A 24,667-nucleotide genomic window follows, 5' to 3' on the forward strand; every position below is an offset into this window, starting at 1 on the left:
GCGGTCTCCGCGGCTCATGCCGACGTCTTCTCGTCGCCCGGCAGCACGTAGTCGGTGCCTTCCCACGGGGACAAGAAGTCGAAGTTCCGGAATTCCTGCGTCAGCTGGACCGGCTCGTAGACCACCCGCGCCTGGTCCTGGTCGTAGCGGACCTCGACGAAGCCGGTCAGCGGGAAGTCCTTGCGCAGGGGGTGCCCCTCGAAGCCGTAATCGGTGAGCAGGCGGCGCAGGTCGGGATGGCCCGAGAACAGGATCCCGTAGAGGTCGTAGGTCTCGCGCTCGTACCAGTTGGCGGCGGGGAACACCTCGATCACCGACGGGACGGGGGTCACCTCGTCGGTCTGCACCTTCACCCGGATGCGCAGGTTATGGCGCAGGGAGAGCAGGTGATAGACCACGTCGAAGCGCTTCTCGCGCTGCGGATAGTCCACGCCGCAAATGTCGATGAAGTTGCGGAAGGCGCAGGCCGGATCATCGCGCAGGTAGGTCAGCGCGTAGACGATGTCGGAGGCCTGGACCACCAGCGTCAGCTCGCCGAACGCGATGGTGTGGGACACCACCGCGGGCCCGAGGGCGCCGGTGACCCGCTCGGCCAAGGCCGCGACGGCATCGGCGCCGTAGGCCGGCTGGGTATGGGGCAGGATCGAGATGCCGTTCGTCATGGCCGCTCCTCAGCGCTCGATCGTGCCGGTCCGGCGGATCTTCTTCTGCAGCAGCAGCACGCCGTAGAGCAGCGCCTCGGCGGTGGGCGGGCAGCCGGGCACGTAGATGTCCACCGGCACCACCCGGTCGCAGCCGCGCACCACCGAATAGGAATAGTGGTAGTAGCCGCCGCCGTTGGCGCAGGAACCCATGGAGATGACGTAGCGGGGCTCCGGCATCTGGTCGTAGACCTTGCGCAGCGCCGGGGCCATCTTGTTGGTCAGCGTGCCGGCGACGATCATCACGTCGGACTGGCGGGGCGAGCCGCGGGGCGCGAAGCCGAACCGCTCGCAATCGTAGCGCGGCATCGACATCTGCATCATCTCGACCGCGCAGCAGGCGAGGCCGAAGGTCATCCACATCAGCGAGCCGGTGCGGGCCCAGTTGATCAGCTCGTCCGTGGTGGTCAGCAGGAAGCCCCGATCGGCCAACTCGTCGCTGATCGACAGGAAGGTCGGATCGTCCGCGCCGATCGGACGGCCGGTGTTGGGATCGATGATCCCCTTCGGCTGGGGCGCGATCGCGGGGGCGCGGGACAGGGCGCGGTTCGTGTCGGTGATCAGGGCCATCGGCGACTCAGGAATGCAGTGCGGGCGGCGAGCGGCGGGGCATCAATCCCATTCGAGGGCGCCCTTGCGCCACTCGTAGACGAAGCCGACGGTCAACACGCCCAGGAAGACGATCATCGACCAGAAGCCGAACCAGCCCAGATCCCCGAAGGTGATCGCCCAGGGGAAGAGGAACGCGACCTCGAGGTCGAAGATGATGAACAGGATGGCGACAAGGTAGAAGCGCACGTCGAACTTCATGCGGGCGTCGTCGAACGCGTTGAAGCCGCACTCGTAGGCCGAAAGCTTCTCGGGATCGGGGCTCTTGAAGGCGACCAGGAAGGGGACGACCAGCAGCGCGATGGCGATGAACAGCGCCACGCCGATGAACACGATGAGCGGCAGGTAATCCGCCAACAATCCGGTCATGCCAGGGCCTCGCGAGAGGAGTGAAACCGCGGTGCGACGCCGACCCGGATCCGCCCGTGGAATTGTTCTTATGCCAGGATGCGCGCGGCCGGAGGCTTAGTCGAGCCGCCGGCCCGTGACAATGGCTTGTCGCGTCGCACAAAGCGCGCTGTCAGCCGTCTTGTCAGTCATGTCCAAGATGGGCTTGCGCGGCGCTGGCGCAACACGGCGGAAGCGCGCAGGCCCCGAGTCGGGGTGCCTCGCCGCGTTCCTCAGTCGACGCGCATGCGAATCCGCGCCGGATGCGCTTGACAGGGCCCGAAGCGCCCCATAAACCCCGCCCCGTCGCCGGGCAAAACGCCCCCTCCGAAGCGACCACGCCGTGCGGGCGTAGCTCAGTTGGTTAGAGTGCCGGCCTGTCACGCCGGAGGTCGCGGGTTCGAGCCCCGTCGCCCGCGCCACGTCCCTTCTTCAACATTTGTCGGTCCGATCTCGCAAGAGCGAGCACGCCTGCCATGAGCGGCAGGTCTGCGCGGCGCATGCGGCGGGACTTTGGCGTCAGGGCTGCGGAGCATCCGCCGCGGGGCCGAGGGCGTCCCGCCCCGAGGACCGGACGGCGGACCGGCCGCCCCTGAGACTCAACGCGATCCCGACCAGGATGAGGCTGCCACCGACCAGGATGTCGGCGCTCAGCGGCTCGCCCAGGACGAGATGTGTGCTCAGGATGCCGGCCACCGGCACCAGCAGGGCGAAGGGCGTCACCGCGGCCGCCGGGTAGCGGGTCAGGAGCCCGTTCCAGAGGCCGAAGGCGAGGAGCGTCGTCGGGTAGGCCTGGAACGCGACCGATCCGACCGCCGCCCAATTCGGATGTGCCAGCGCCGCCAGGGCGCCCGGTCCCTCGATGATCAGCGACAGGATCAGCAGCGGCGGCGTGGTGGCGAGGCTGCCCCAGACCATCAGCGCCAGCATGTCGACCCGGCCGATCCGCTTCACGATGACGTTCGCGCAGGCCCAGGACAGGGCCGCGCCGACGACCAGGAGCAATGGGCCCGGCGGGGCGCCCCCGCTCCGCTCGAGCGCCACCGCGGCGACGCCGAGGAGCGCGATCCCGCCCCCCACCACCTGAAGGCCGCGCGGGCGCTCCTTCTGCACCGCCCAGGCGAGCGCCACGGTGAGCGGCACTTGGACCTGGATCAGCAGCGACGACAGCCCGGCCGGCATCCCGAAGCGGATGGCGGTCATGAGCAGCCCGAACTGGCCGACCCCGAGGGCGAGCCCGAATCCGGCCACCAGGGCCATGGGGGCCCGGGGCGGCCGGATTACCAGCGCCGCCGGCAGGGCCGCGAAGCCGAAGCGTAGGGCACACAGCATCAGCGGCGGCACCGTCTCGAGGCCGGCCTTGATGGCCACGAAGGCCAGCCCGAGGATCGTGACCACCAGGATTGCGGCGAGCCCGTCGCGCAGCGTCATGGGCGGATCCTACGCCGCACGCGGCCGCGTCACCACCGCCGCGCCGCCCCCCGTGCCTGGCGGCGCTCGTCGCGGCGGCCGATCAGCCGATGGATCGCGTCGCCGGTGCCCGGGACGCAGGCATCCGCCACGTCCTGGCGCGTCAACCCGATATCCTTCAGCTCCCGGTCCGACAGGGTCGACAGGCGGTGGAGCACGCGGCGGTTCATGGCCGCCCGCGACAGGCCGGCGCGGATCTCGGCGGCGAGGGCGAGGACGGTTCCGGCCATCCGGGCGAGCCGCCCGGTCCGGGCCTCGAGGGTGGCGGTTTCGGTCATGCACGGGTTCATGGATCCCCTCCTCCATCGTTCTGGGGCGGGGCGATCCTGGCGCCGCGGGGCTGGCGGCGACAGGAACACTTCGGTACGGTTCAGAAGAATTGTCCGGACGAAAGAGCAGTACGGATGGCGGTCGCAGTCAGAAGTCCCGGGACGCGCGTCGAGGCCGTGGTCGGCGAGATCCGGGAGCGGATCGCGGCGCGGCGGCTGGTTCCGGGCGTGCGGATCCCGTCGGTGCGGGCCTTTGCGGAGACGATGGGCGTCTCGAAATCCACGGTCGTGGAAGCCTACGAGCGCCTCGCCGCCGAGGGCGCCGTGGTGGCGCGGCCGGGCTCTGGCTTCTACGTCGCTGGCAAGACGCGGCCGCTCTCGCTCCAGGCGATGGGGCCGCGGCTCGACCGGATCGTCGACCCGCTCTGGATCACCCGGCAGGCGCAGCAGGCCGGCTCGGATCAGCTGAAGCCCGGGGCCGGCTGGTTGCCCGATTCCTGGATGCCCCACGAGGCGATCCGCCGGGGCCTGCGCCGGGTGGCCCGGGCCGACCTCGCCGAGATGACCAATTACGACCGGCCCCTGGGCTACGCGCCCCTGCGCCACCAGATCGCCCGCAAGATCGGCGAGAAGGGCGTCGGCGCCGAGCCGGACCAGATCGTGCTGGTCGAATCGGCCACGCAGGCGCTGGACCTCGTCTGCCGCTTCCTGCTCCAGCCCGGCGACACCGTGCTGGTGGACGATCCCTGCTATTTCAACTTCCTGGCGCTGCTGCGCGCACAGCGCGTCGCGGTGGTCGGCGTGCCGATCACGCCGGAGGGGCCGGACCTGCGGGCGCTCGCGACCCTGCTGGAGCAGCACCGGCCGCGCTTCTACCTGACCAACGCCGCCCTTCAGAACCCGACGGGGGCGAGCCTCGCGCCCACCGTGGCGCACCGCCTGCTGAAGCTGTGCGAGGCCCACGACACGCTGATCGTGGAGGACGAGATCTTCGGCGACCTCGAACCCGAGGCGGCCCCGCGGCTCGCGGGCTTCGACGGGCTGGAGCGGGTGATCCAGATCGGCAGCTTCTCCAAGACCCTGTCGGCGGCGGCGCGCTGCGGCTGGATCGCGCTCCGGGCCGACTGGGTCGAGCCGCTGGTCGACCTCAAGCTGGCCCTCAGCCTCGGCAACGGACACATCACGGCCGCGCTGGTGCATGCGCTCATCACCGAGGGCGCCTACCGGCGGCACCTCGCCGAGACCCGCCGCCGGCTCGCCGGCGCGATGGTGCAGGCCGCCGCGGAGCTGCGCGCCTGCGGCCTGGAGACCTGGGCGCAGCCCCGGGGCGGCTTCTTCCTGTGGATGCGCCTGCCGGACGGGCGCGACGGGGCCGATGTCGCCCGCCGGGCGCTCGCCCGCGGCATGGTGCTGGCGCCGGGAACCTCGTTCAGCCTGTCGGATGCCTGGAACGGCTACATGCGCTTCAACGTCGCCCATTGCGCCGATCCGCGGATCCGCCCGATCCTGCGGGAGGCGCTGGGCTGAGCGTTCCCGGTCAGGCCGGGAGAACCAGGTCCGCCCGCAGGCCGCCGAGTTCGGACCGTCCGAGGCTCAGGCCGCCGCCGTAGAGTTCGGCGAGTTCCAGGGTGATCGGCAGCCCGAAGCCGTGGCCCGGCACGCCCTCGTCGAGGCGGCGGCCCCGCGCCATGACGGCGGAGGCCGCCGCCGGGTCGAGGCCGGGCCCGTCATCCTCCACCGACAGGGACACACCGCCGTCGCGCGCCGTCGCGGAGACCCGCACGCGGCTCCGGCACCAGCGGCAGGCATTGTCCACGAGGTTGCCGAGCATCTCGTCGAGATCCTGGCCCTCGCAGGGGACCGACAGGGCCTCCGGGACGTCGAGGTCGATCGCCACGCCCTTCTCGGCATAGATGCGCGTGAGCGCAGCCCGCAGGTCCGACAGCCGGGGCGCCAGGGCCGTGCGGCCCCGGGCCGATCCCGCCAGGGCCGCGGCCCGGGCGCGCCGGAGGTGGTGCCGCACCCGCCGGTCCATGTCGTCCACCTGCCGGCGCAGGGCCCCGTCCGGGTCGCGGGCGGGCTCCGCGAGCGCCATCGACAGGGTGGCGAGCGGCGTCTTGAGGGCGTGGGCGAGGTTGGCGACGTGGCCGCGGGCGCGTTCGAGGTTCTGCGCGTTCTGATCGAGGAGGGCGTTGAGTTCCGCCACCACCGGCGCGATCTCGGCGGGCTGGTCCGCCGGCACGCGCTCGCGCCGCCCCGCCCGGACCGACGCGAGGTCCGCGCGCAGGCGCGTCAGCGGCGCGAGGCCGAGGCGTACCTGGACCGCCAGACCGGCGAGCAGGCACAGGCCGAGGATGCCCAGCGCCACCGCGAGGCTGGTCAGCGCCTCGCGCAGCGGCCCGCGCAGTTCTCCCTCCGGCGCCGCCGCCACGATCGTCGCGGGCTCGGGCCCTGGCACGACCAGCACCCGGGCGATGAGGGGCTCGCCGTGCGGCCCCGTGCCGGATGCCGGATGCGGCCGGCCCGGATCGTCGTCCGGACCGGGGTCGGACAGGCGGATGTCGCCGCCCCGCAGGGAGCCGGAGCGAATCGTCTCGGGGCCCCGGCGCACCTCCCAGGCCCAGCCGGGGCCGGGCCGGTCGAAGGGCGGTGCGTCGAGCGTCTGCGGGAGGATCCCGGCCTCGAGCCCCGCGCGCAGGGCCACGATCTGCGCGTCGAGGCGGCCGTCGAGCTGCCCGCGCACGAACCGGTGCAGGATGACCCCGATGGCGAGGCCCGCCACCACCAGGGCGGCCAGCACCAGCACCAGGGCCGCGGTCAGCAGGCGTGTGCGGAGCGAGCGCCGCTGCGTCGCCTCCGCCATCAGGCGGGTTCCGCGTGCAGGCGGTAGCCGTGGCCGCGCACGCTCTCGATCCGGGCCGGCGCGATCTTCCGGCGCAGCCGCGTGATGATCACCTCGACGGAGTTCGAGTCCACGTCCGCGTCGCCCTCGTAGACCCGCTCGATCAGGTGCAGGCGCGGCACCACGGTCTCGCGGTTCAGCATCAGGCAGGAGAGGACCCGCCATTCCAGGCCGGTGAGCTTGAGCGGCAGGCCCTCGTGCTCGAAGGCGCCGAGCCCCGGATCGAAGCTCAGGGGGCCGCAGGTGATCCGGCTCGCCCCGCCGCCCTGGGACCGGCGGACGAGGGCGCGCAGGCGGATCACCAGCTCCTCCACCCGGACCGGCTTGACGAGGTAATCGTCCGCCCCCGCCTTGAAGGCCGCGACCTTGTCGCTCCAGCCGTCCCGGGCGGTGAGCACCAGCACCGGCAGGGTCCGCCCGGCCCCGCGCCAGGCCCGCAGCACCGAGACGCCGTCGCCCTTCGGCAGGCCGAGATCGAGCACGACGGCATCGTAGCCCTCGGTCTCGCCGAGATGCTGGGCGTCCTCGCCGGTGGCGGCGTGGTCGAGCACGAAATTCTCGGCGCGCAGGACCTTGGCGACCTCCGCCGCGAGGGCCGCGTCGTCCTCCACCAGCAGGATCTTCACGCGTCTGATCTCCCCGTCTGGCCCCCGATGGCCGGTTTCGACCGCCGCCGGAGCGATGCGCCGGGCATCCGGCTGATTTCACCCGCGGCCGCGGCCGCGAACCCTGCCGCCGCCAGGACTTAGGGCCGTTGTCTCACCTGGGCCGCCGGGACGGCCACGCGGGCGCCGAGCTGCCGGCCCGCATCAGCGCCCGCTGCCAAGCCTTTGAACGCGCACGGGTTCCACACGAGGCGCTCTAGGGCGGCGCGTTTAACCGGGCCTGAACCGCGCGGTTCAGATCGGATTGCCGGCGGCGCCTTACGAAGGGGCATCGGATCGAGCGGATCCGGACCCTTTCAGAGGATGAGATCATGAGCGACGACAAGACCATCGACGGGACCGCGCGGGAGATCCGCGAGACCGAAGCCGCCGCGCCGGCGTCGAAGGCGATCCCGCGACGGACCTGGGTGGTCGGCGCGGTGGCGCTGCCGCTGGCGCTCGGCGCCGTCGGCCTGTCCCTGGCGCAGGGAACGCCGTTCCAGCCGACGCCGGTCGCGCCGGTGGCGATCCAGGCCCTGGCCCCCTCGGGCGCGACGGCCATCAAGGGCGAGGTCGCGGAGATCTTCGGCAACAAGTTCGTGGTGCAGGACGGGACCGGGCGCGCGCTCGTGGAGACGGGTCGCGAGGGCGAGGACGGCGGCCTCGTCGCCAAGGGCGAGACCGTGACGGTGCAGGGCCGTTTCGAGACCGGCTTCCTGCATGCCCGGATCCTGACCCACGGGGACGGGCGCACGCTGCTGCTCGGGCCGGCGGGCGGTCCGCCGACGGGGAGCCTGGACTGGGCCAAGGACCGGCTCGGTCTCGGGCCGAAGCTCGACACCGCCGCCCTGACCGCATCGGTCCAGGCGGCGGGCTACAGCGACGTGCGGGTCACGGGCCGCGGTCCGCGTCATCTGGAGGTGGCCGCCAAGGACCGGGACGGGCGCGAGCAGCAGCTCCATGTCGGCTTCGACGGCCAGGTGCGCAAGCGGCCGGCACCGGGACTCCCGCCGCTGTGAGGTCCACCGCGGCGGGCGGGACGCATGCAACCCTTCCTCTCCTGCCGCGTCCTCCTGTCTCTCGACCGGCAGGAGGTGCGCGCCATGGAACCGATGAAGCCGATGGAACCGATGAAGCCGATGGAACCCATGAAGCCCATGGAACCGATGAAGGGCATGGAGCCCTGGTGGCCGAAGGATCTCGGCGAGCCCGCGACCAGCGGCGCGCAGAACGGGATGAAATATGCCTTCTTCCCCGACAAGCGCCGCCTGCTGATCGACCGCGACGGGCAGGTCTCGACCTACGACAGCGGCGACCACCGGATCGGCGGCGTCGCGCAGGCGGACGGGACCGCCAAGACCCTGACCTTCACCAGCCAGGACGGCGACGTGGATCTCGGCGCCCTCAAGAAGCTCGGCTGAGCCCCGGCGTGGACAGGCCGGGACGGCGCGCTTAAGCCCGGCCGACCATGCGAGCCGTCCCGCTGACACCCGCGACGCCATGCGCGCGCTGATCGACCTCGTCCGGGCCATGCGGGCCGCCGACCGGCGGCGCCTCGCCCTGATCGCTCTCGGGCTCGCGGCGGCGGCGCTGCTGGAGGTCGTGGGCGTCGCCGCGGTGATCCCGTTCCTGACGCTGGTCGGGGATCCGTCGGCGGCGACCCGGGTCCCCTATCTGGCCCAGGCCCGGAGCGTCCTCGGCCTGACCGACGAGCGCAGCTTCCTGCTGGTCACCGGCGGCGCGGCGCTTACGGCGATCCTCGTCACCGCGCTGGTGAATGCCGGGCTGACCTACGCGCAGCTCCGGTTCACCCATCTGGCCGGCTACGGCTTCAGCCGGCGGCTGCTGTTCCGCTACCTCGACCGGGAGCGGCTGTTCTTCGCGAAAGCCAACAGCGCCGAGCTTGCCAAGAACGTGCTGTCGGAGACCGACCGGCTGGTGATCGGCGCGCTGACGCCCGCCACGGTGCTCGCCTCGCGGGCGAGTTCGGCACTCGCGGTGATCGCCTTCCTGCTGGCCTACGCGCCGCAGCTCGCGCTGATCCTCGGGGGCGGCTTCGGCGGACTCTATGTCGGGATCTACCTCGTGATGCGCGCCCGGCTCGCCCGGCTGGGCAGCCGCACCGTCGCCGACAACGAGGCCCGCTTCCGGATCGTGCAGGAGACCTTCGGCGCGCTCACCGAGCTGAAGCTCTACGGGCGCGCGGAGGCGTTCGCCTCTCGGTTCGACGCCCCGGCCCGGGCCTACGCCCTCGCCACCGCGGCGAGCCAGCTCACCGGCCAGATGCCGCGCTTCGTGATCGAGGCCCTGGCTTTCGGCGGGGTGATCGTGGTGGTGCTGTTCGCGCTCGCCCAGGGTCTCGACGTCGCCGGGATCCTGCCGCTCCTCGGCCTGTTCGCCTTTGCGGGCTACCGCATGCTGCCGGCCTTCCAGAACATCTTCACCTCGGTGGCGCTGATGCGCTTCACCCTGCCGGCGGTGCGGGTCATCGTCGACGAGCTCGCCGACGAGCGGGAGCCCCTGCCCCGCACCGCGGACAGGCTGCCCTTCGCCCGGGCGATCCGGCTCGAGGGTCTCGGCTTCGATTACGGCACCGGGCGTCCGGCCCTCGCCGGGATCGACCTGACGATCCCGGTCAACACCACGGTCGGCCTCGCCGGGCGGACCGGCTCGGGCAAGTCGACGCTCGCCGGACTGATCCTCGGCGTCCTGAGCCCGACCGCCGGGCAGATCACCGTGGACGGCCGCCCCCTCGATGCCGGGACCCTGCCCGCTTGGCAGAATCGGATCGGCTACGTCCCGCAGGAGGTGTTCCTGGTGGACGGCACCGTGGCGGAGAACATCGCCCTGGGCCTCGACGCGCCGGACCGCGCCGCCGTCGAGCGGGCGGCGCGGCTCGCCGGCGCCCACGACTTCGTCGCCGCCCTGCCCCACGGCTACGCGGAGCGGGTCGGCGAGCGCGGGGCCCGGCTGTCCGGCGGCCAGCGCCAGCGCATCGGCATTGCCCGGGCGCTCTACCACGACCCGGACGTCATCGTGTTCGACGAGGCGACCTCCGCCCTCGACGACGAGACGCAGGGCGCCGTGATGCGGGCACTCCGCGCCCTGTCGGGCCGGCGGACGCTGATCCTGATCGCCCACCGGCTGTCGACCCTGGAGGGCGCCGACGCGGTCCACGTCCTGGAGGCGGGCCGGATCGTCGCCTCCGGGCCGCCCGAGGCGGTCCTGCCGGGGCTCGGCACGGCGGCGTGAGCCGGCCCTTGCTGGCCCCTTGCGTCCGGCCCCGCCTCCGTTACCTCGGCTCTCCGAGGCAGACCGGGAGAGCACCGTGACCACGCGCATCGAGCTGACCGCACCGGACGGCACAACCGCGACCCTCGCGACCCACGGGGCCGAGCCGGTCTCCTGGCGGGTCGACGGGACCGAGTATCTCTGGAGCGGCGATCCCGAGCACTGGAACCGGCACGCGCCCTGGCTCTTCCCGGTCGTCGGCGCCTCGGCGGGCGGGCACGTGACGGTCGGGTCGGAGCGCTACCCGATGGCCCAGCACGGCTTCGCCCGCGACCTGCCCTTCGCGGTGGTCGACCGGAGCGCCGACGCGGTGACCCTGCGCCTGACCGACGGGCCCGAGACGCGGGCGCATTATCCCTTCGCGTTCCGCCTCGATATCACCGCGCGGGTCCGTCCGGCGGGTCTCGACCTCGACGTGACCGTCGCCAATCCCGGCGACGTCCCCCTGCCCTACGCCCTCGGCTTCCACCCGGCCTTCCCGTGGCCCTTCGCGGGGGGCACCCGCGCCCGGGACGGCGGCTACGCGGTGGCCTTCGAGCAGGCGGAGCGGCCCTTCGCGCCCCAGGTCGGCCCGGGCGGCCTGCTGCTGCGCGACGAGCAGCCGATCCCCCTCGCCGGGGACACGCTGCCCCTCGATCCGGCCCTCTTCACCGAGGCCTTCGTGTTCCGGAACGCCCGCAGCCGCTGGATGCGCTTCACCGGCCCCGGACGGGCGATCCGCATGGAGATGGCGGATTTTCCCCATCTGGCGGTCTGGACCAAGCCTACCGCGCCGTTCCTGTCGCTGGAATGCTGGACCGGCTACGCCGACTGGTCGGATTTCGCGGGCGACCTCGCCGAGCGCGATTCGCAGCGTCTGCTCGCCCCCGGCGGCACCGCGCATCACGGCGTCCGCCTCACGCTGGACACCTAGCCCGTGCGCGTCTGGGTGGCACGGCCCGAGCCGGGGGCGACACGGACCGGAGCGGCCCTGGCGGCGCAGGGCCACGCGCCGCTCGTCGCGCCCGTTCTGGCGGTGCGGCCGACCGCGGCGGCACCGCCCGCGGGACCCTTCGCCGCCCTGCTCCTCACCAGCGCCAACGCGGTGCCGGCGATCCGGGACGCGCCGCCCCTGCGCGGTCTCCCGGTCTTCGCCGTCGGTGCGCGGACGGCTGCGCTGGCACGCGCGGCCGGCCTCGGTCCCGTGCGCGAGGGGCCGGGCGATGCCGCCGGCCTCGCCGCCCTGGTGGGGGATGCCCTGGCGCCCGGCGAATCCCTTCTCCACGCGACCGGGGCCGAGCGAAAGCCGGAGCCGGCGGCAACGCTGATGGCCGCGGGGTTCCGGATCACCACCTTCGTCGCCTACCGGGCCGAGGCGCTGCGGACGCTCCCGCAGGCGGTGGCCCTCGAGCTCGCCGCGGGACGCCTCGAAGCCGCCCTTCACTATTCCCGGCGCAGCGCCGCCGTCGCCCTCGCCCTCGCGGATGGATCGGGTCATGGCGGAGCTTTCCGCCGCCTGGGGCATTACTGCCTATCGTCGGATGTCGCGGCCCCCCTGGAAGCCGCCGGTGTTCCGGTCCATTTCGTCGCGACACGCCCGCGCGAAGCGGATCTGCTCGACGCCCTGGCGCCGCCACCGGGTTAGCCGTGCGGTGACAGGGAGGCCGGGCCGCCGTATCTCGCCCTCGCGCCCGGCGCCGCCGCGGTGCTAGGGGGGCGCGGCGACGCCGAAGAGTTGGAGGACTTGCCCGTGACGCCACCACCCAGCGACGCCGACAAGCCCGGTCCCGGCGGTCGGAGGCCGGACGCCGCGCCCGGCAAGCCCGGATCGTCCACGCCGCCCGGGGGCGCGTCCCGGTCGCCCGCGACATCGGCGTCCACCGCCTCGGTTTCGGCCTCGACATCCTCGGCGTCCACCGCCGCCGGTGCGAAGCCGAGTGCCCCGGGTCCGGCCGAGACCGTGAAGGGACCGCAGGGATCCCCGCTCGGAACACCGCCCAAGCCGGCGACCGAGCCCGTCGTGTCCGCCAAGCCCGGTACGAGCGACGCCCGCCCCGACGGCGGCAAGCCGGGGCCCGGTACCGACGGCCTGAAGCCGTCGTCCGGCCCGGCCGCCCAGCCGCCCGGCGCCAAGCCCGACGCGCTCAAGGCCGGGTCCGACAGGATCGAGACGAGGCCGGGCACGACCACCTCGTCGTCGGCAACGGCATCGTCATCGACGGCCTCCGCCACCGCGTCGGCGGCCACCGGGGCGACGGCCGATCCGAAGGCCGCACAGCCCGGCACCGGCCCCCAGGGCGGTCCCCGTCCGGGCGGTCCCGCTTCGGGTGCCGCGGGTCAGGCGGCCGCCAGTGCGGTGACCGCCGGTCCGATCATCGACCTCAAGGCCAAGCGCATCTCCGATCCGCCGTCGGCCGGCAAGGATGCGGCCAAGGACACCTTCAAGGATGCCTCCAAGGATGCCCCGAGGGATGGCAAGGAGGCGCCAAAGGGGCCGATCCCCGCGGCGCCCTCCGTCGATCCGGCCAGACCTGCGGCTGGATCGTCTGCCCGGGCGCGGGCCGGGTTCGGATCGATCGCCGCTGCCGGGCTGCTCGGCGGCGTGATCGGCGCCGGCCTGCTGTTCGGTGCCGAGAAGGCCGGGATCGGTCCCGATCCGCGCCTGAACGCCCTGGATCAACGGCTTTCCAGCCAGATCGCGTCCCTTGACAAGCGCCTTGACGGGCTGGCCCCGCGCGATGCGCTGGCGGCCCTCGACAAGCGCGTCGCCACCGCGGAATCGAGCGCCAAGCAGGCCCTGGACAAGGCCGGCGCGGCGCCGGCGGCCGCGACGGACGGCCAGGCCTCCGGTGCGGCGCCGGCCGTGCCGCCGGATCTCGTCGCCCGCCTCGACAACCTCGACCAGCGCGTCGCCGCGCTCCAGGAGGAGCCCGGCCAGGAGCCGGGCCGGGACCAGTCGGCGGGCGCGAAGCTCGGCGTGGTCCAGGACAACGCGAAGCAGATCGCCGATCTCGAGACCCGCCTGAAGGCGGTGGAGGACGCTGGCGGCGACAAGGGGGCGGCCGAGGACGCGTCCCGGAAGATCGCGGCGCTGCAGGGCGAGGTGGAGCAGAAGACCAGGGCGAATGCCGAGGCCGACGCGGCGCTCGGTCAACGCCTCGACGCGCTGCAACAGGCCCTCGACGCGCGGGTGAAGGCGGCCACGGAGGCGGTCCAGGCCGCCGCCCAGGCGAGCCGCACCGCCGCCGAGGCGGGGCAGACCCAGGCCGCCGAGTCCGCGAAGGCGGTGGATCGGCGTCTGCAGGAGCAGGCCGATCAGATCGCTGCGCTGGACAAGAGTGTGGCGCAGCGCGCCGAGGCCAGCACCGTCCAGGCGGCTCTGCGGGTCGTGGTCGCCGATCGCGTGGCGGCCGCCCTCGAATCCGGCACGGCCTATGCGGAGCCGCTCGCGACCCTGCGCAAGCTCGATCCGGGCACCGAAGCGCAGGCCAAGGCCCTCGCCCCCTTCGCCGAGGGCGGCGCACCCTCGGCGGCGGATCTCGCCGACACGTTCCGGCCGATCGCCGAGCGGATCGCGGCCAAGCGGCAGGCGCAGCGGGCCAAGAGCGCCGCGGAGACCGGGGATTTCCGCTCCAAGCTCCTCAGCATGGCCGACGGTCTCGTGCAGATCCGCAAGGCCGACGCGCCCGCCCCCGAGGCTTCCGACGCTCCGGAAGGCAAGGTCCAGGCGGCCCTCGACCGCGGCGACCTCACGGCGGCCTCGGCGGCCTTCGCGGCGCTCCCGGCCGAGGCCCAGGAGCCGGCCGGCGATTTCGGTGCCAAGCTGAAGGCCCGGGCCGAGGCCGAGCAGGCCGTGCGCACCCTCCTCGACAGCGCCTTCAAGGCCCTGCCGGTCGGTGCCGCCCAACCGGCCCAGGCCGCCCCCGGGCGCTAGTCCGGTGACGGACCCGATCCGCGCCCTGCGCGGCCGCACCCTCTCCGAGCGGACGCGTAGGCGCCCCGCTCCTCCCGCCCCCCGCGACGGCCGCCAGCCGGCCGCCGACAGGAGACACTGACCCCATGTGGCGCGCCCTCGCCTTCCTGGCCCTGCTCGCACTCGCCGCCTTCGGAGCGGTCTGGATCGCCGACAGGCCCGGTACCGTCACCGTCGTCTGGAACGGCTACCAGATCGGCACCAGCCTCGCGGTCGCCCTCGTCGGCGTGATCGCGGCGGCGATCGTCCTGGGCGTGCTCTGGGCGATCGTGCGCGGCGTGATCGGTCTGCCGGAGGCCCTGGTCCGCGGCTCCGCCGAGCGGCGCCGCGCCAAGGGCCTCTCCGCCCTGTCCCGCGGCATGGTGGCGGTGGGCTCGGGCGATCCCCTTGCGGCCCGCCGCTTCGCGGGCGACGCCGAGCGGCTCCTCGGCACCGAGCCGCTGACCCTGCTGCTCAAGGCCCAGGCCGCGCAGATCTCCGGCGACCGGGACGCCGCCGAAAGCGCCTTCCAGCGCATGGTCGACGATCCCGAGACCCGGGTCCTGGGCCTGCGCGGCCTGTTCGTGGAGGCCCGGCGCCGGGAGGACGAGACGGCCGCCCGCGCCTACGCCACCGAGGCCGCCCGCCTCGCCCCGAGCGTCACCTGGGCCAACGAGGCCCTGCTCGAGGCGCAGAGCGCCGACGGCGACTGGGCCGCCGCCCTGGAGACCATCGAGCGCCGCTCGTCCCTCGGCCTGATCGACAAGGCCACCGCCCGGCGGCAGCGGGCCGTGCTGCTGACCGCGATCGCCGGCGAGCGCGAGGCCGGCGAGCCGGAACTCGCCGCGGAGCGCATCCTGCAGGCGGTCAAGCTCGCCCCCGATCTCGTCCCGGCGGCCTGCATCGCCGGACGCCTCCTCGCCCGCCGCGGCGACGTCAAGAAGGCGGCCCGGATCGTCGAGGCGGCCTGGAAGGCCAATCCCCATCCCGACCTCGCCAAGGTCTATCTCGGGCTGCGGCCCGGCGATTCGGTCCGCGACCGTCTCGCCCGCGCCGAGGTCCTGGCGAAGCTGTCCGTCTGGGATCCGGAATCCCGGCTCGCCCTGGGGCAGGCCGCCCTCGACGCGCGGGATTACAAGCGGGCCCGCGAGGCCGTGAAGCCCCTGCTCACCGACCGGCCGACCGCCCGCGCCTGCCTGATGATGGCGGCCATCGAGGAGGCCGAACACGGCGCCGCCTCCGGCCAGGCCCGCGAGTGGCTGGCCCGGGCCGCCCGCGCCCCGCGCGACCGCGTCTGGATCGCCGATGGCATCGCCACCGAAACCTGGGCGCCGGTCTCGCCGGTGACCGGACGCCTCGACGCCTTCACGTGGCGCGAGCCGCCGAACACTCTGGCCGCCGCACCCGCGGTGGAGCCGGAAGCGGAGTCGGCCGCCCCGGCCCTCGTCCCGGCCGCGACGCGCCCCTCTGCACCCGTCCCCGGATCGGTCGCCCCGTCGGCCTCTGCACTGTCCTCTGCATCGGCCTCTGCACCGGTCGCCACCGGACCGGGAACGCCGGTGCCTGTGCCCACCGTCCTGCCGGCGAAGGCATCCAGCGCGAAGACCGCCGGCGCCGATCCGGTCTCGGCCGGGATGGCGGCCGCAGCGCTGCCGCCGGGATCAGCGGATCGCGCCGTTCGTCGGATGGGATGACCGGCCGCGCCAAGCGCCGATCATCCCCGCAGATCATGACAGGACCGGCGCGACTTCACGGAGAGGTCGCGCCGTTCGTCTACTGGCAGTTGAATGTGCCGGCTCGCCCTATAGCGTGTGCTCAGAGCCGTCGACCGAGGGTCCGATCATCCGCCAGACTGCACAGAGCCCGCACGCGGCGTCGATGACGCCGGGTCGGGGCAGCCTTCCGCCTCGCGCGGTGCGACCATGACCCTCAACGACGATGACGGGGAGCCGCGTCGGCAGGTGGGAGCCTTGCCGTTCCGGCGCGGGCGGGACGGCCAGCCCAAGATCCTGCTGGTGACGTCGCGGGAAAGCCGTCGGTGGGTCATCCCGAAAGGATGGCCGATGAAGGGGCGCAAGCCGTTCGAGGCGGCCGCGCGGGAGGCCTACGAGGAGGCGGGCCTGCGCGGTGCGGTCGGCAAGCGTCCGATCGGCTTCTACCTCTACCAGAAGCGCCTGAGGAACCTCGACACCGTCCTGTGCCAAGTGAAGGTCTTTCCCCTCGAGGTGCGCAAGCAGCTCAAGGACTTTCCCGAGGCACGTCAACGGGACCTGCGCTGGTTCACGCCGGTGGAAGCCGCCGAGGCGGTCTCCGAGCCGGGCCTCGCCGCCCTGATCCGAGCCGCATCGCGCACGTAAAATGCGCGGAAGCGCAACACGGCGTTGCCAACGCTGCGGCGATCCGTTATGGCCCCACTCGGCCGGACGGACACGCCCCCCGCGGGGGCGCCCCGGTCACCTGCTGCGGTAGCTCAGTGGTAGAGCACTTCATTGGTAATGAAGAGGTCGAGAGTTCAATCCTCTCTCGCAGCACCAGAAACCTTCTCGATCTGATCACCGGTCCGGCTGACGCTGCGGGTTCCTCGACGGGTCCCGGCGCAGACTGAGGATCGCAGCGGCTGCCCTGCCGACATCATCCGCGGAAGGGGACGTGCGGACGTGAACTCGACAGCCCTGTTCACCATGCTGGGCCTCGTCTTCGGCTGGGCGGTCCTGGCCGGCGCGGCCCTGATCACCGGCCGGCTCGCCACCTTCGCGTTTCTGATCCTGACGCTGATCGCCCTCTACCTGTATGTGCCGTGGGTCCGGCTGCGCGCCAGCGGGATCGAAGGCTCCAGCCGGCCGGTGCGCTTCTGGACGAACGTCGCCATGCTGGGGGTCAGCCTCGCCGCCTGCCTTGCCTTCGCGATCATGCTCGCCCGCCGAGCCGGGCTCCTCTGAGCTCCGGGACGTCGGTGCGGCATCCTCGTGAGGCCGCACGGGCCGCGACCGCCGGACCGGGGACGCTTGCACGGTGCCCGGCCGGAGGCGCCTGCCAAGCGCCCTGAACCGGGGTTGGTCTCCCTTAACATACGTTATGTAATACGAGATGTTCTGGCGCGGGAATGATCGAGATTGACCGTGCCAATAGCCTGATCGAGCTTAAGAAAATAGCTTTGACCAAATATTGTTCGTTATAAATAGATCGAGGAATCGAACCGTCGTTCTGACGCGGGGTTGGACAGGGTGAGAGGCTCGATGCTCCCACGGGGGTGCCGAGCCGACGGCCGATCGTGCGGTGGGCTTGAGCACGCCGTGCCTCTCGCGAGGGACAGATACCATGTACTATCACGACAAGCGTCTTCAGTATCCGGTCAAGGTCGACAGCCCCGACACGATCTATGCCCGCATGCTCCAGCAGGCGATCGGCGGAATCGAAGGTGAGATCCGGGTCTGTATGCAGTACTTCTTCCAGGCCTGGGGCAATCGTGCTCCGACCACGAAGTACCGGGACATGCTGCTCGCCACCGCGACCGAGGAACTCGGCCATATCGAGATGCTCGCGACGGCGGTCGCGCTGAATCTTGAGAACGCGCCGACCAAGGTGCAGGAGGCCGGGGCGGCCGACGCGATTGTGGGGGCCATCATGGGCGGTGAGAACCCGCGCCACATCGCCGAGGGCATGCTGCACAAGACATTGCTGTCCACCGGCATGGCCGCCTTCCCGGGCAATTCCGACGGCCTGCCCTTCGACATGAGCCACGTCTACGCCAGCGGCAACATTGCGGCCGACATGTACTGCAACGTCGCCGCCGAGAGCACCGGCCGCGTCCTCGCAGTGCGGCTATACAACGCCACGACCGACGCCGGCATGCGGGACATGTGGAGCTTCCTCATCGCCCGCGACACCATGCACCAGCAGCAATGGCTGGCGGTGATCGAGGAACTCAGCGGCCACGCGGGCACCCTGCCGATCCCGAACTCCTTCCCGCAGGAGAAGGAGAACCAGAAGTTCAACTACGCCTTCTTCGGGACGTCGGCGGACGGTTCGCCGCCGCCGGCCGGCCGCTGGACGCAGGGCCCCTCCCTCGACGGCAAGGGCACGTTCAGCGTCGTCCAGAACCAGCCGATGGGCGAGGAGCCGGTGCTCGGCCCGGCGCGGCCCGACAGCGGCGCCGAGTCCCAGCAGATCGGCTGATCGACCGGACGCTCCGATCCGCGCGCCCTCCGGTCGAGGCGTTTTCCTCGGAGGGATCCGCGCCCTGCGGTCCATCGGTCGGGGCGCGGGGCGGACCACGCGGCACAGTCGGCGAGGGTCGCGGCCGGTCGGCACGGCCGCGACGAGATCCGGCGGATCCGGGCGGCGGCCGGGCCCCCCGAGGGGCACCTCCCGATCGTCGGCCCGCATGGCACCGAGGGGGGCACTGCGGGCTTGCGCGTGGTGGCGCGCGATCCGGGTCGGGCGTCGGCGGCCCGCGATGCCTGAGACCGGAGCGGCGTTCGGATCTGCGGTCCGGGCGTCTCCCGTTGGCCGGCGGTGGCTCAGTGCCGGGTCCGCGTCCCGACGGCCGTGTCCGGGCCGCTGCGCGCCGCGAAGCGGGCGAGCCGGCCACGGCTCGGCTCCTCGAGGCCACCGGCATGCGCAAAGGTCGTCAGGGCGATGCCGACGAGAAAGCGGGCCTCAGCGGCCGTCACGGAGCGACCGCTCAAGGTGCTGGCCGCGCCTCGTACGGCGCTGACGGCTTCTTGGAAGGCGGGATCCATCTCGAGATCCGAGAGTCTGGTCATGGAGTCGATCCTTGTGTTCAACCCGCCGCGCCTGACCCCGTGTCGAAGACGACATGCGGAGCGGCGCGGTCTCGGACGGCGTCGCCACAGATTCGGCGCCGGGGCGTAGCGTTTTTCAGCGCGTCCAATGCCATCGAAACCCTCCTCGTTCCGGGGCGTTTCTCGTGTCCGCCGCGCCGACCGGCATGTTTCTGTCCATATATATTCGTATTGGCTGATCTATGTTGCGGCGAGTGTGACATATTCCGGGATTAATATCCGAAATCATGTTTTCATCCTGTTCAGGTGATCGGCTATCATGCTCGGAGTCTTGCTGGACGCTGATACAATCGACCCACCGGCGCCCCGGCTCCCCGACAGCGTGCAATCTCATCTCGGCCATCTGCTGGCGGCGACTTACGCGCAGGACGCCGTTGAGCCGACGATCGCGGAGCGCTTCGCCGAACTGCTGAGGTTGCTGGACGGTGCCTTCGGCGAGGCGCAAGACGGCCGTGAGAAGGAATTCCAGGCCTCGCTCCTGGGCATGGTGCCGAATCTGCAGCGCTTCGCGCGCTCGCTGCTGCGCAACCACGTCGGTGCCGACGACCTGCTGCAGAACACGCTTCTGCGGGCTTGGCGCTCGCGCGCCAGCTTCGTACCGGGCACCAACCTGGAAGCGTGGCTGTTCACGATCATGCGCAACGCGTTCTACAACGAGCACCGGAGGCACGGGCGCGAGGTGCAGGACGAGGATGGAGCGCAGGCGGAGCGGATGGTCTCGCTGCCCGAGCAGGGCGGCCATCTCGACCTGAGCGACGTCCAGGCGGCCCTCGGTCGTCTCACGCCGCCGATGCGGCAAGCGCTCGTGCTCGTGGCGATCGAGAACCTGACCTACGAGGAGACCGCCGCGATCATGCGGTGCCGGATCGGCACGGTGAAGAGCCGGGTCTGGCGGGCCCGGACGCAACTCGCGCAGATGCTGGGCTATACCGGCCTCGAGATCGGTAGCGACGACGTCATGCTGGCCGCCGCCGGCCCGAAAGGCTGGAAAACCGCCGCCGTCGCGTGACGGCGACACGGGATCGGGGTCGCAAGCGGCCCGTTCGGGGCGTAGGGTCGCCCCTCGATCCTGGGCTCAGGGAGCCACCGTTTCCCATGTCGCCGCGCGTTCTGATGTCCGGTGCTGTTGTGTTCGGTCTGGCTCTGGCGAGCGGAGCGCAGGCGACTCCAGGACCCGCGGTGCGGGCCTGGCTCTCGGACCTCGTCACGCGGATCGATGCCGCCGACCGCGCTCAGAGGGGATCGGGTACGGCTCGGGGCGGCGGAACCGTGCTGGTCCACGTCCAGATCGGTCCGGACGGGGCGGTGCAGAGCGCGGAGATCGAGCAGAGTTCGGGCTCGCCGAAACTCGATCAGCGCGCGCTCCGCGCCCTGCAGGGGATCAGCCCGACCTCCGCCCCGCCGCCCGCTCTCCTGAGCGGGGACGGGATCGTCGATCTCAGCATCCCGGTGGAACTCGGCCACTGAGCTCCGGCAGCCGGTGGCGGCGCCCGGAGAACGGGTTGTGCATCCCGGCTTCGTCTTCGATCGCCCCGCCGGCCTGTCTGCGCCGCTGCGTCAACCTGGCGTCGACGTCGCCACGATGATTGCAGCCCGCGGGCCGACGATCCGTTCGGTCAAGAATCTTCGCCGAAATCCGCCCCGAGATAGGCGCCGACGAGATACCCGGCCTGATGGGCGGTGAGATAGGCGAACAGCAGTAGGATCTTCTCGGCGTCGAGATGCGTCCATACGAAGGCCCACAGGCCCAGCCACCCGATGCTGACCAGCATCGAGCTGGCTATCAGAACCGCTGCCCGATACCGCCAGCCCTCCCATACGCCCACCGCGAAGAGCAGGGCAGCAACCAGCAACGGGCCGTCTCCTTCCGCGCGAAAAGATAAACTTTTACGCGTTAAGTCTCTGTGGGTTCACAAACATTCAATGGGCTGACCGACCTTCGGGGGTGCGGTTTAATATTGTATGAACTCGGTCCGTCCTTCCGGTCGGCCGAACCTTGGCGATGCATCGGCCGGCTCCCGGAGCGCGGTCTCCTCGAGCCGACCGGTCGATGAGGCGCAGGCGGCAAGGTCCGCCTGCCCAGTCGCTCGGAAACGGAATCGGCACGGCAAACATTGATCGTATCGATATGCGGTATCGATTGCATCTGTTTGGATCATGTTGCTCTGCAACGTAAATACCCCCTCGAAGCCGGGCACGACCCGGATAACGAGAGGACTTCGCATCATGACCGTTCGCACCATCGTTCTCGCCGCCCTCGCCGCCGTTCCGATGATCGGCACCGCCCTGGCCGACGAGACCATCGCGCTGACTCCCCCGCTCTACCGTGAGCAGGCGCGTCCCACCGCCGCGGTTCGTCCGGCCTCGGAGCTGACCACGACGCCGCGTCTTGTCCCGGCGAGCCCGGCCTCGCGGCGGGTCGTCGCCACCGCGGTCTCGACCCGCTGAGGCGGGCGATGGCCGCGATCCGGCGCCACCGGGTCCATCCGGTGGCGCCGGCCGCGTCGCCGGATCGCCCGCGCCGCGCTTGGAAGACCGCCGCCGCGCCCGCGCACCCCGTCCCGCGTGCCGCAGGCGCCATGCTCCATCGCCGACCGGATTGCCGCGGAGGACCGGCCTCCGCTCGACGGGCCTGCCGCCGTCCGCCCGTTCAGGCCGGGCAGGGCTTGCCGCCGGGCAGAACCACCTCGCTCTGTCCGTTGTAGATCTCGCCTCCGCGCACCGGCCAGACCTTTCTGGATCGGAAGGTCCACCGGGTCAGCTTCGAGAGCACCGGGAAGATCGGATTATAGATCATCGTCACCTCCGACACGACGAAGCGATCGCCGTTTCGGGTCATCCCCGGGGGCGGTGGGCCGAGGGAGGTGCCGGCCGCGTAGGCCTGCCCGTTGGATTCGGCACTCGAGCAGACCTTGGTCGTCGCCGAGCTGCCGTCGCTGTAGGTGCCCGCGGCCGTCAGCACGATGCTCGCGCCGCTCACGTCGTAGGGGTTGGAGATCGCGCTGGTCGCGGCGAAGACCGGTTTCAGGTCGGCGTAGCTGCCGCGGGCGATTAGATCCGCCATCGTGGCCGACGCGTTGTCGAGCCGCTTCCCGATCATGAAGGCGCGGGGCAGCTCGATCGACCCCATCAGGATCAGCAGCAGGATCGGCGCGATCACGCTGAACTCGATCGCGCTGACGCCGTCCCGGCTGCCGATCAGGCCGGTCAGGCCCGCGCGGGGACGGAGGCTCAGCACGGTTTGGGCTCGTAATCCTCGGCCCGGAAGATCTCGGTGGTGACGAGCAGCTGCGACTTGTCGGACATGATCCGCCCGGTGAAGTCCAGCATCTGGAAGAGGCGCATCACCGGCACGGCGACCCGGACCGTCACCGTATCGCCGCCCTGCGGGCATTCGAACCGGGTGCCGAAGCCCGTCGTCCACGTCTTCGTGGTCTTGTCGAACGGCTCCGCCGGCTGTGATGCCGAGAACGAAGCCGTCCGCGACACGTCGAGGCGCAGATCGGCGCAGGGGAACAGCGCCGACGGGCCGGCACAGACGAGCTTGCGCAAGCGCTGGCTTGGATCGCTGCCGTCGGCGCCGTCCTGAAAGGCGCCCGTGCGCAGCTGGCGCACGCTGCGGTCGACGGCGATATCGAGGGTCTGCTGCTCGATGGCGACGACGCCGGATTCTGCCACGACGCCCAGAAGTGCCAGGAACGGCGCCGCCAGGAGCGCGAACTCCACCGCCGAGGCGCCGCCGCGGTGGCCGCGCAGCCGTCGGATCCCTCCGTCGGTGCCAGCCCGGCCGCCCGGCTCGCGTGTGCGCCAGTCAGTCGCGACGCGCCGCAAGATGCCCATCATGACAAACGAACTCTGCAGGTCCTGTGCCTGCTGCCGTCCCAGCTCAACGGCCGGACGAAGCTAGATGTAAGATCGGCTCGTTTAGAAAACGTTCAAACATGAGTAGAATTTGCCACCTTATCGAGGTTCGGCGGCGACGAGTCTGTGGAGGACTGTCTTTTCGCGCTTTAGTTGTATATAATTCGATTATACACTCTTCTGCTTGTATCGCGGCCCTGTGTTCCGGGGCGAGCGGTCTTCGGTCTGCAAGGGGTCCGACGATTTTCACAGCCAAGCGTGGCCGGACGGGCGGCGCTGGCATTTTGGCGTTCCAACGCGACGGATTCTTAGGAGCTGGGCGCTAGCCAGGTCGGGTCGGCGGTTGGTGCAGTCGCGATGGCCGCACCGATCCCGCCCGGGGAGAACTGCCCATTTTACCCTTCTGGAGAGCGCTCCGCATCGGCTCGCGCGCCCTGGCGGACCGGTCCGGCTCGGTGGCCCTGACCTTCGGTCTGAGCGCCGTGGTGCTGCTCGGCCTGACCGGCGGCGGCATCGACTATGCCCGCCTCGCCTCCCGGCGCAGCCAGCTCCAGAACGCGGCCGATGCCGGCGTTCTGGCGGCGGGCAATTACCTCAAGCTGGCTGTCGCGACCTCGGCGGCGGCCAAGAGTATCGTGGTCGACACGATCCAGGCCCAGGCGGCGCCCCGCACCGAGAGCCCGTATGCGCTCCAGGTCGACGTGGCGGACGACAGGACCAGCGTCGCCGTGACGGTCGACGAGACCGTCAAGCTCGCCTTCGGCGGCTTCGTCGGCGTGCCGATGGTCAAGGTCGCGGTGCGCTCGAAGGCGCGCGTCGTCGGCAAGATGCGCCTGTGCCTGCTCACGCTGGATCCGCTCGCCGACGGGGCCTTCGAACTGGAGAAGAGCGCCGAGGTCACGGCCCAGGACTGTTCGCTCTACAGCAACTCGCTGAGCCCTCGCGGCATGGTCGGCAAGGACAACGCCTATGCCCGGGCACAGACCATCTGCACCGCGGGCGGCTTCGACGGCGCCCGCGCGAATTTTGCCCCGCCGCCGCAGACGAGCTGTCCGCCCATCCAGGATCCGCTGAAGGACCGGGCGCCACCGCCGATCGGCGCCTGCACGGCGATCCCGGCCTCGGCCAACAGCAAGCGCGACACCAGCGGCAATCTCGTCGATCAGAGCGTGACCCTCGATCCGGGCACCTATTGCGGCGGCCTGCACATCACCAAGAGCGCCTCCGTCGCGTTGCGCGCCGGCACCTATGTGATGAAGGACGGGCCGCTCATCGTCGATAAGGATGCCGCCATGACCGGCATCGACGTCGCCTTCTACTTCACCGGCAACAAGGGCGGCCTCGTCTTCGACAAGAAGACCACGGTCAGTCTGTCGGCGCCCACCACAGGTCCCATGGCCGGCCTGCTGATGATGGAGGAGCGGGTGGTCAGCGATCCGGTCGACCCCACCCAGGCCGTTCTCGGGGATCTGTTGAGCCCGATCGCGCCGACGCCGCCGCCGCTGGCCGCGACCAAGCCGATGCGGACTTACCGGATCATCAGCGACAATGCGCGGACCATGTTGGGCACGCTCTACCTGCCGGCGGGCCGCGTGGTGATCGACGCGAGCAAACCCGTTGCCGACCAATCGGCCTACACGGTGATCGTGGCCCAGCAGGTCAACCTCTACGAGGGTCCGAATCTCTATCTGAACGCGAATTACGACGCGACGAGCGTGCCGGTGCCCAAGGGGGTCGGCCCCCTCTCGGGCAAGCTGCTGCTCTCGCAATAGCGGAAGCCACGATGCCGATCCTCCG

The 24,667-nt window shown here is 71.4% G+C and carries 26 protein-coding genes and 2 tRNA genes; 17 read left to right on the forward strand and 11 right to left on the reverse strand.

All coding sequences use genetic code 11. The features are described from left to right. Positions 1–14: 14 nt before the first annotated feature. The 3 genes from GGQ91_RS14955 to GGQ91_RS14965 are packed head-to-tail and all read right to left on the reverse strand — an operon-like array spanning position 15 to position 1,679. A complete protein-coding gene (locus tag GGQ91_RS14955; RefSeq protein WP_043381896.1) occupies positions 15–662 on the reverse strand; it encodes an NADH-quinone oxidoreductase subunit C in 648 nt (215 codons plus the stop codon). A 9-nt stretch (positions 663–671) separates the two neighbouring features. Further along, positions 672–1,271: a NuoB/complex I 20 kDa subunit family protein gene (locus GGQ91_RS14960; RefSeq protein WP_043353985.1), complete on the reverse strand. Its 600-nt coding sequence runs from the start codon at positions 1,269–1,271 to the stop codon at positions 672–674. A gap of 42 nt (positions 1,272–1,313) precedes the next feature. Next, positions 1,314–1,679, reverse strand: a complete 366-nt coding sequence (locus GGQ91_RS14965; protein ID WP_182592284.1) for an NADH-quinone oxidoreductase subunit A — start codon at positions 1,677–1,679, stop codon at positions 1,314–1,316. 363 nt (positions 1,680–2,042) lie between these two features. Between GGQ91_RS14965 and GGQ91_RS14970 the strand changes: the two genes are divergently transcribed. Further along, positions 2,043–2,119: transfer RNA gene (locus tag GGQ91_RS14970), tRNA-Asp, on the forward strand. 97 nt (positions 2,120–2,216) lie between these two features. On the opposite strand, the gene GGQ91_RS14975 is transcribed toward GGQ91_RS14970, so the two are convergent. Continuing rightward, positions 2,217–3,128 carry an EamA family transporter gene (locus GGQ91_RS14975; protein WP_182592285.1) on the reverse strand — a complete coding sequence of 304 codons (912 nt, stop codon included), beginning with the start codon at positions 3,126–3,128 and terminating at the stop codon, positions 2,217–2,219. Positions 3,129–3,157: 29 nt separating this feature from the next. Further along, positions 3,158–3,445, reverse strand: a complete 288-nt coding sequence (locus GGQ91_RS14980) for a DUF1127 domain-containing protein (RefSeq protein WP_342030099.1) — start codon at positions 3,443–3,445, stop codon at positions 3,158–3,160. 126 nt (positions 3,446–3,571) lie between these two features. On the opposite strand from GGQ91_RS14980, the gene GGQ91_RS14985 reads away from it, so the two are divergent. Beyond that, a complete protein-coding gene (locus tag GGQ91_RS14985; RefSeq protein WP_043381887.1) occupies positions 3,572–4,963 on the forward strand; it encodes an aminotransferase-like domain-containing protein in 1,392 nt (463 codons plus the stop codon). A 10-nt stretch (positions 4,964–4,973) separates the two neighbouring features. Here GGQ91_RS14985 and GGQ91_RS14990 read toward each other — a convergent pair whose 3' ends face one another. Together GGQ91_RS14990 and GGQ91_RS14995 are read right to left on the reverse strand one after the other, a co-directional pair. Then, on the reverse strand, positions 4,974–6,299 hold the full coding sequence (locus tag GGQ91_RS14990; protein ID WP_075380180.1) for a sensor histidine kinase: 1,326 nt from the start codon (positions 6,297–6,299) through the stop codon (positions 4,974–4,976). Next, entirely contained in the window at positions 6,299–6,964 is a 666-nt protein-coding gene (locus GGQ91_RS14995; RefSeq protein ID WP_043381882.1) for a response regulator transcription factor, read from the reverse strand. Before GGQ91_RS14995 ends, GGQ91_RS14990 begins: the two co-directional genes overlap by 1 nt. Before the next feature lie 350 nt (positions 6,965–7,314). On the opposite strand from GGQ91_RS14995, the gene GGQ91_RS15000 reads away from it, so the two are divergent. From GGQ91_RS15000 to GGQ91_RS15050, 11 genes are all read left to right on the forward strand, one after another. Beyond that, positions 7,315–8,001 carry a DNA-binding protein gene (locus tag GGQ91_RS15000; RefSeq protein WP_182592286.1) on the forward strand — a complete coding sequence of 229 codons (687 nt, stop codon included), beginning with the start codon at positions 7,315–7,317 and terminating at the stop codon, positions 7,999–8,001. Between the two features lie 24 nt (positions 8,002–8,025). Further along, on the forward strand, positions 8,026–8,403 hold the full coding sequence (locus GGQ91_RS15005; RefSeq protein WP_236952929.1) for a hypothetical protein: 378 nt from the start codon (positions 8,026–8,028) through the stop codon (positions 8,401–8,403). A 79-nt stretch (positions 8,404–8,482) separates the two neighbouring features. After that, positions 8,483–10,234, forward strand: a complete 1,752-nt coding sequence (locus GGQ91_RS15010; RefSeq protein ID WP_182592287.1) for an ABC transporter ATP-binding protein — start codon at positions 8,483–8,485, stop codon at positions 10,232–10,234. Positions 10,235–10,310: 76 nt separating this feature from the next. Next, entirely contained in the window at positions 10,311–11,186 is an 876-nt protein-coding gene (locus GGQ91_RS15015; protein ID WP_182592288.1) for an aldose epimerase family protein, read from the forward strand. A gap of 3 nt (positions 11,187–11,189) precedes the next feature. Then, on the forward strand, positions 11,190–11,897 hold the full coding sequence (locus GGQ91_RS15020; RefSeq protein ID WP_182592289.1) for a uroporphyrinogen-III synthase: 708 nt from the start codon (positions 11,190–11,192) through the stop codon (positions 11,895–11,897). Between the two features lie 375 nt (positions 11,898–12,272). Then, the gene (locus tag GGQ91_RS15025) at positions 12,273–14,186 is read left to right on the forward strand and encodes a translation initiation factor 2 (RefSeq protein ID WP_343066796.1); all 1,914 of its coding nucleotides are present in this window, start codon (positions 12,273–12,275) and stop codon (positions 14,184–14,186) included. 125 nt (positions 14,187–14,311) lie between these two features. Further along, positions 14,312–15,898, forward strand: a complete 1,587-nt coding sequence (locus tag GGQ91_RS15030) for a heme biosynthesis protein HemY (RefSeq protein WP_182592291.1) — start codon at positions 14,312–14,314, stop codon at positions 15,896–15,898. Between the two features lie 228 nt (positions 15,899–16,126). Then, complete coding sequence (locus GGQ91_RS15035) at positions 16,127–16,561, forward strand: NUDIX hydrolase (RefSeq protein WP_043353036.1); 435 nt, start codon at positions 16,127–16,129, stop codon at positions 16,559–16,561. Positions 16,562–16,663: 102 nt separating this feature from the next. After that, a tRNA-Thr gene (locus GGQ91_RS15040) sits at positions 16,664–16,738 on the forward strand. Between the two features lie 123 nt (positions 16,739–16,861). Then, complete coding sequence (locus tag GGQ91_RS15045; RefSeq protein ID WP_043353034.1) at positions 16,862–17,143, forward strand: hypothetical protein; 282 nt, start codon at positions 16,862–16,864, stop codon at positions 17,141–17,143. A gap of 379 nt (positions 17,144–17,522) precedes the next feature. Beyond that, positions 17,523–18,380 (forward strand): manganese catalase family protein, encoded by an 858-nt coding sequence (locus tag GGQ91_RS15050; protein ID WP_182592292.1) that lies wholly within the window; start codon positions 17,523–17,525, stop codon positions 18,378–18,380. A 344-nt stretch (positions 18,381–18,724) separates the two neighbouring features. Here GGQ91_RS15050 and GGQ91_RS15055 read toward each other — a convergent pair whose 3' ends face one another. Continuing rightward, a complete protein-coding gene (locus GGQ91_RS15055; RefSeq protein ID WP_043381866.1) occupies positions 18,725–18,970 on the reverse strand; it encodes a hypothetical protein in 246 nt (81 codons plus the stop codon). 298 nt (positions 18,971–19,268) lie between these two features. On the opposite strand from GGQ91_RS15055, the gene GGQ91_RS15060 reads away from it, so the two are divergent. Beyond that, positions 19,269–20,018 carry a sigma-70 family RNA polymerase sigma factor gene (locus GGQ91_RS15060; protein ID WP_051044873.1) on the forward strand — a complete coding sequence of 250 codons (750 nt, stop codon included), beginning with the start codon at positions 19,269–19,271 and terminating at the stop codon, positions 20,016–20,018. Between the two features lie 86 nt (positions 20,019–20,104). Continuing rightward, on the forward strand, positions 20,105–20,476 hold the full coding sequence (locus tag GGQ91_RS15065; RefSeq protein WP_043353029.1) for a cell envelope integrity TolA family protein: 372 nt from the start codon (positions 20,105–20,107) through the stop codon (positions 20,474–20,476). Positions 20,477–20,625: 149 nt separating this feature from the next. On the opposite strand, the gene GGQ91_RS15070 is transcribed toward GGQ91_RS15065, so the two are convergent. Then, complete coding sequence (locus GGQ91_RS15070; RefSeq protein WP_043353028.1) at positions 20,626–20,862, reverse strand: hypothetical protein; 237 nt, start codon at positions 20,860–20,862, stop codon at positions 20,626–20,628. A gap of 373 nt (positions 20,863–21,235) precedes the next feature. Here GGQ91_RS15070 and GGQ91_RS15075 point away from each other — a divergent pair, with 373 nt between their 5' ends. Next, complete coding sequence (locus GGQ91_RS15075; protein WP_078946968.1) at positions 21,236–21,457, forward strand: hypothetical protein; 222 nt, start codon at positions 21,236–21,238, stop codon at positions 21,455–21,457. A gap of 202 nt (positions 21,458–21,659) precedes the next feature. Here the strand turns inward: GGQ91_RS15075 and GGQ91_RS15080 are convergent, their stop codons facing one another. Together GGQ91_RS15080 and GGQ91_RS28140 are read right to left on the reverse strand one after the other, a co-directional pair. Next, positions 21,660–22,247: a TadE/TadG family type IV pilus assembly protein gene (locus GGQ91_RS15080; protein WP_043353026.1), complete on the reverse strand. Its 588-nt coding sequence runs from the start codon at positions 22,245–22,247 to the stop codon at positions 21,660–21,662. Further along, positions 22,241–22,852 (reverse strand): TadE/TadG family type IV pilus assembly protein, encoded by a 612-nt coding sequence (locus tag GGQ91_RS28140; protein ID WP_182592293.1) that lies wholly within the window; start codon positions 22,850–22,852, stop codon positions 22,241–22,243. Before GGQ91_RS28140 ends, GGQ91_RS15080 begins: the two co-directional genes overlap by 7 nt. A 479-nt stretch (positions 22,853–23,331) precedes the next feature. Here GGQ91_RS28140 and GGQ91_RS15090 point away from each other — a divergent pair, with 479 nt between their 5' ends. Beyond that, positions 23,332–24,642 carry a TadE/TadG family type IV pilus assembly protein gene (locus GGQ91_RS15090; protein WP_053608540.1) on the forward strand — a complete coding sequence of 437 codons (1,311 nt, stop codon included), beginning with the start codon at positions 23,332–23,334 and terminating at the stop codon, positions 24,640–24,642. The last annotated feature ends 25 nt before the right edge of the window (positions 24,643–24,667 follow it).

Source organism: Methylobacterium fujisawaense, assembly GCF_014138435.1.
GTDB lineage: Bacteria > Pseudomonadota > Alphaproteobacteria > Rhizobiales > Beijerinckiaceae > Methylobacterium > Methylobacterium fujisawaense.

Bases quoted from the DNA above. Each gene is read 5' to 3' on its own strand.
- GGQ91_RS15050 (WP_182592292.1), top strand. From the start codon at position 17,523: ATGTACTATCACGACAAGCGTCTTCAGTATCCGGTCAAGGTCGACAGC.
- GGQ91_RS14955 (WP_043381896.1), bottom strand. From the start codon at position 662: ATGACGAACGGCATCTCGATCCTGCCCCATACCCAGCCGGCCTACGGC.
- GGQ91_RS15010 (WP_182592287.1), top strand. From the start codon at position 8,483: ATGCGCGCGCTGATCGACCTCGTCCGGGCCATGCGGGCCGCCGACCGG.
- GGQ91_RS14975 (WP_182592285.1), bottom strand. From the start codon at position 3,128: ATGACGCTGCGCGACGGGCTCGCCGCAATCCTGGTGGTCACGATCCTC.
- GGQ91_RS15055 (WP_043381866.1), bottom strand. From the start codon at position 18,970: ATGACCAGACTCTCGGATCTCGAGATGGATCCCGCCTTCCAAGAAGCC.
- GGQ91_RS15065 (WP_043353029.1), top strand. From the start codon at position 20,105: ATGTCGCCGCGCGTTCTGATGTCCGGTGCTGTTGTGTTCGGTCTGGCT.
- GGQ91_RS15075 (WP_078946968.1), top strand. From the start codon at position 21,236: ATGACCGTTCGCACCATCGTTCTCGCCGCCCTCGCCGCCGTTCCGATG.
- GGQ91_RS15000 (WP_182592286.1), top strand. From the start codon at position 7,315: ATGAGCGACGACAAGACCATCGACGGGACCGCGCGGGAGATCCGCGAG.
- GGQ91_RS15035 (WP_043353036.1), top strand. From the start codon at position 16,127: ATGACCCTCAACGACGATGACGGGGAGCCGCGTCGGCAGGTGGGAGCC.
- GGQ91_RS14960 (WP_043353985.1), bottom strand. From the start codon at position 1,271: ATGGCCCTGATCACCGACACGAACCGCGCCCTGTCCCGCGCCCCCGCG.
- GGQ91_RS14990 (WP_075380180.1), bottom strand. From the start codon at position 6,299: ATGGCGGAGGCGACGCAGCGGCGCTCGCTCCGCACACGCCTGCTGACC.
- GGQ91_RS15030 (WP_182592291.1), top strand. From the start codon at position 14,312: ATGTGGCGCGCCCTCGCCTTCCTGGCCCTGCTCGCACTCGCCGCCTTC.
- GGQ91_RS14985 (WP_043381887.1), top strand. From the start codon at position 3,572: ATGGCGGTCGCAGTCAGAAGTCCCGGGACGCGCGTCGAGGCCGTGGTC.
- GGQ91_RS15060 (WP_051044873.1), top strand. From the start codon at position 19,269: ATGCTCGGAGTCTTGCTGGACGCTGATACAATCGACCCACCGGCGCCC.
- GGQ91_RS14980 (WP_342030099.1), bottom strand. From the start codon at position 3,445: ATGACCGAAACCGCCACCCTCGAGGCCCGGACCGGGCGGCTCGCCCGG.
- GGQ91_RS28140 (WP_182592293.1), bottom strand. From the start codon at position 22,852: ATGATGGGCATCTTGCGGCGCGTCGCGACTGACTGGCGCACACGCGAG.
- GGQ91_RS14965 (WP_182592284.1), bottom strand. From the start codon at position 1,679: ATGACCGGATTGTTGGCGGATTACCTGCCGCTCATCGTGTTCATCGGC.
- GGQ91_RS15005 (WP_236952929.1), top strand. From the start codon at position 8,026: ATGCAACCCTTCCTCTCCTGCCGCGTCCTCCTGTCTCTCGACCGGCAG.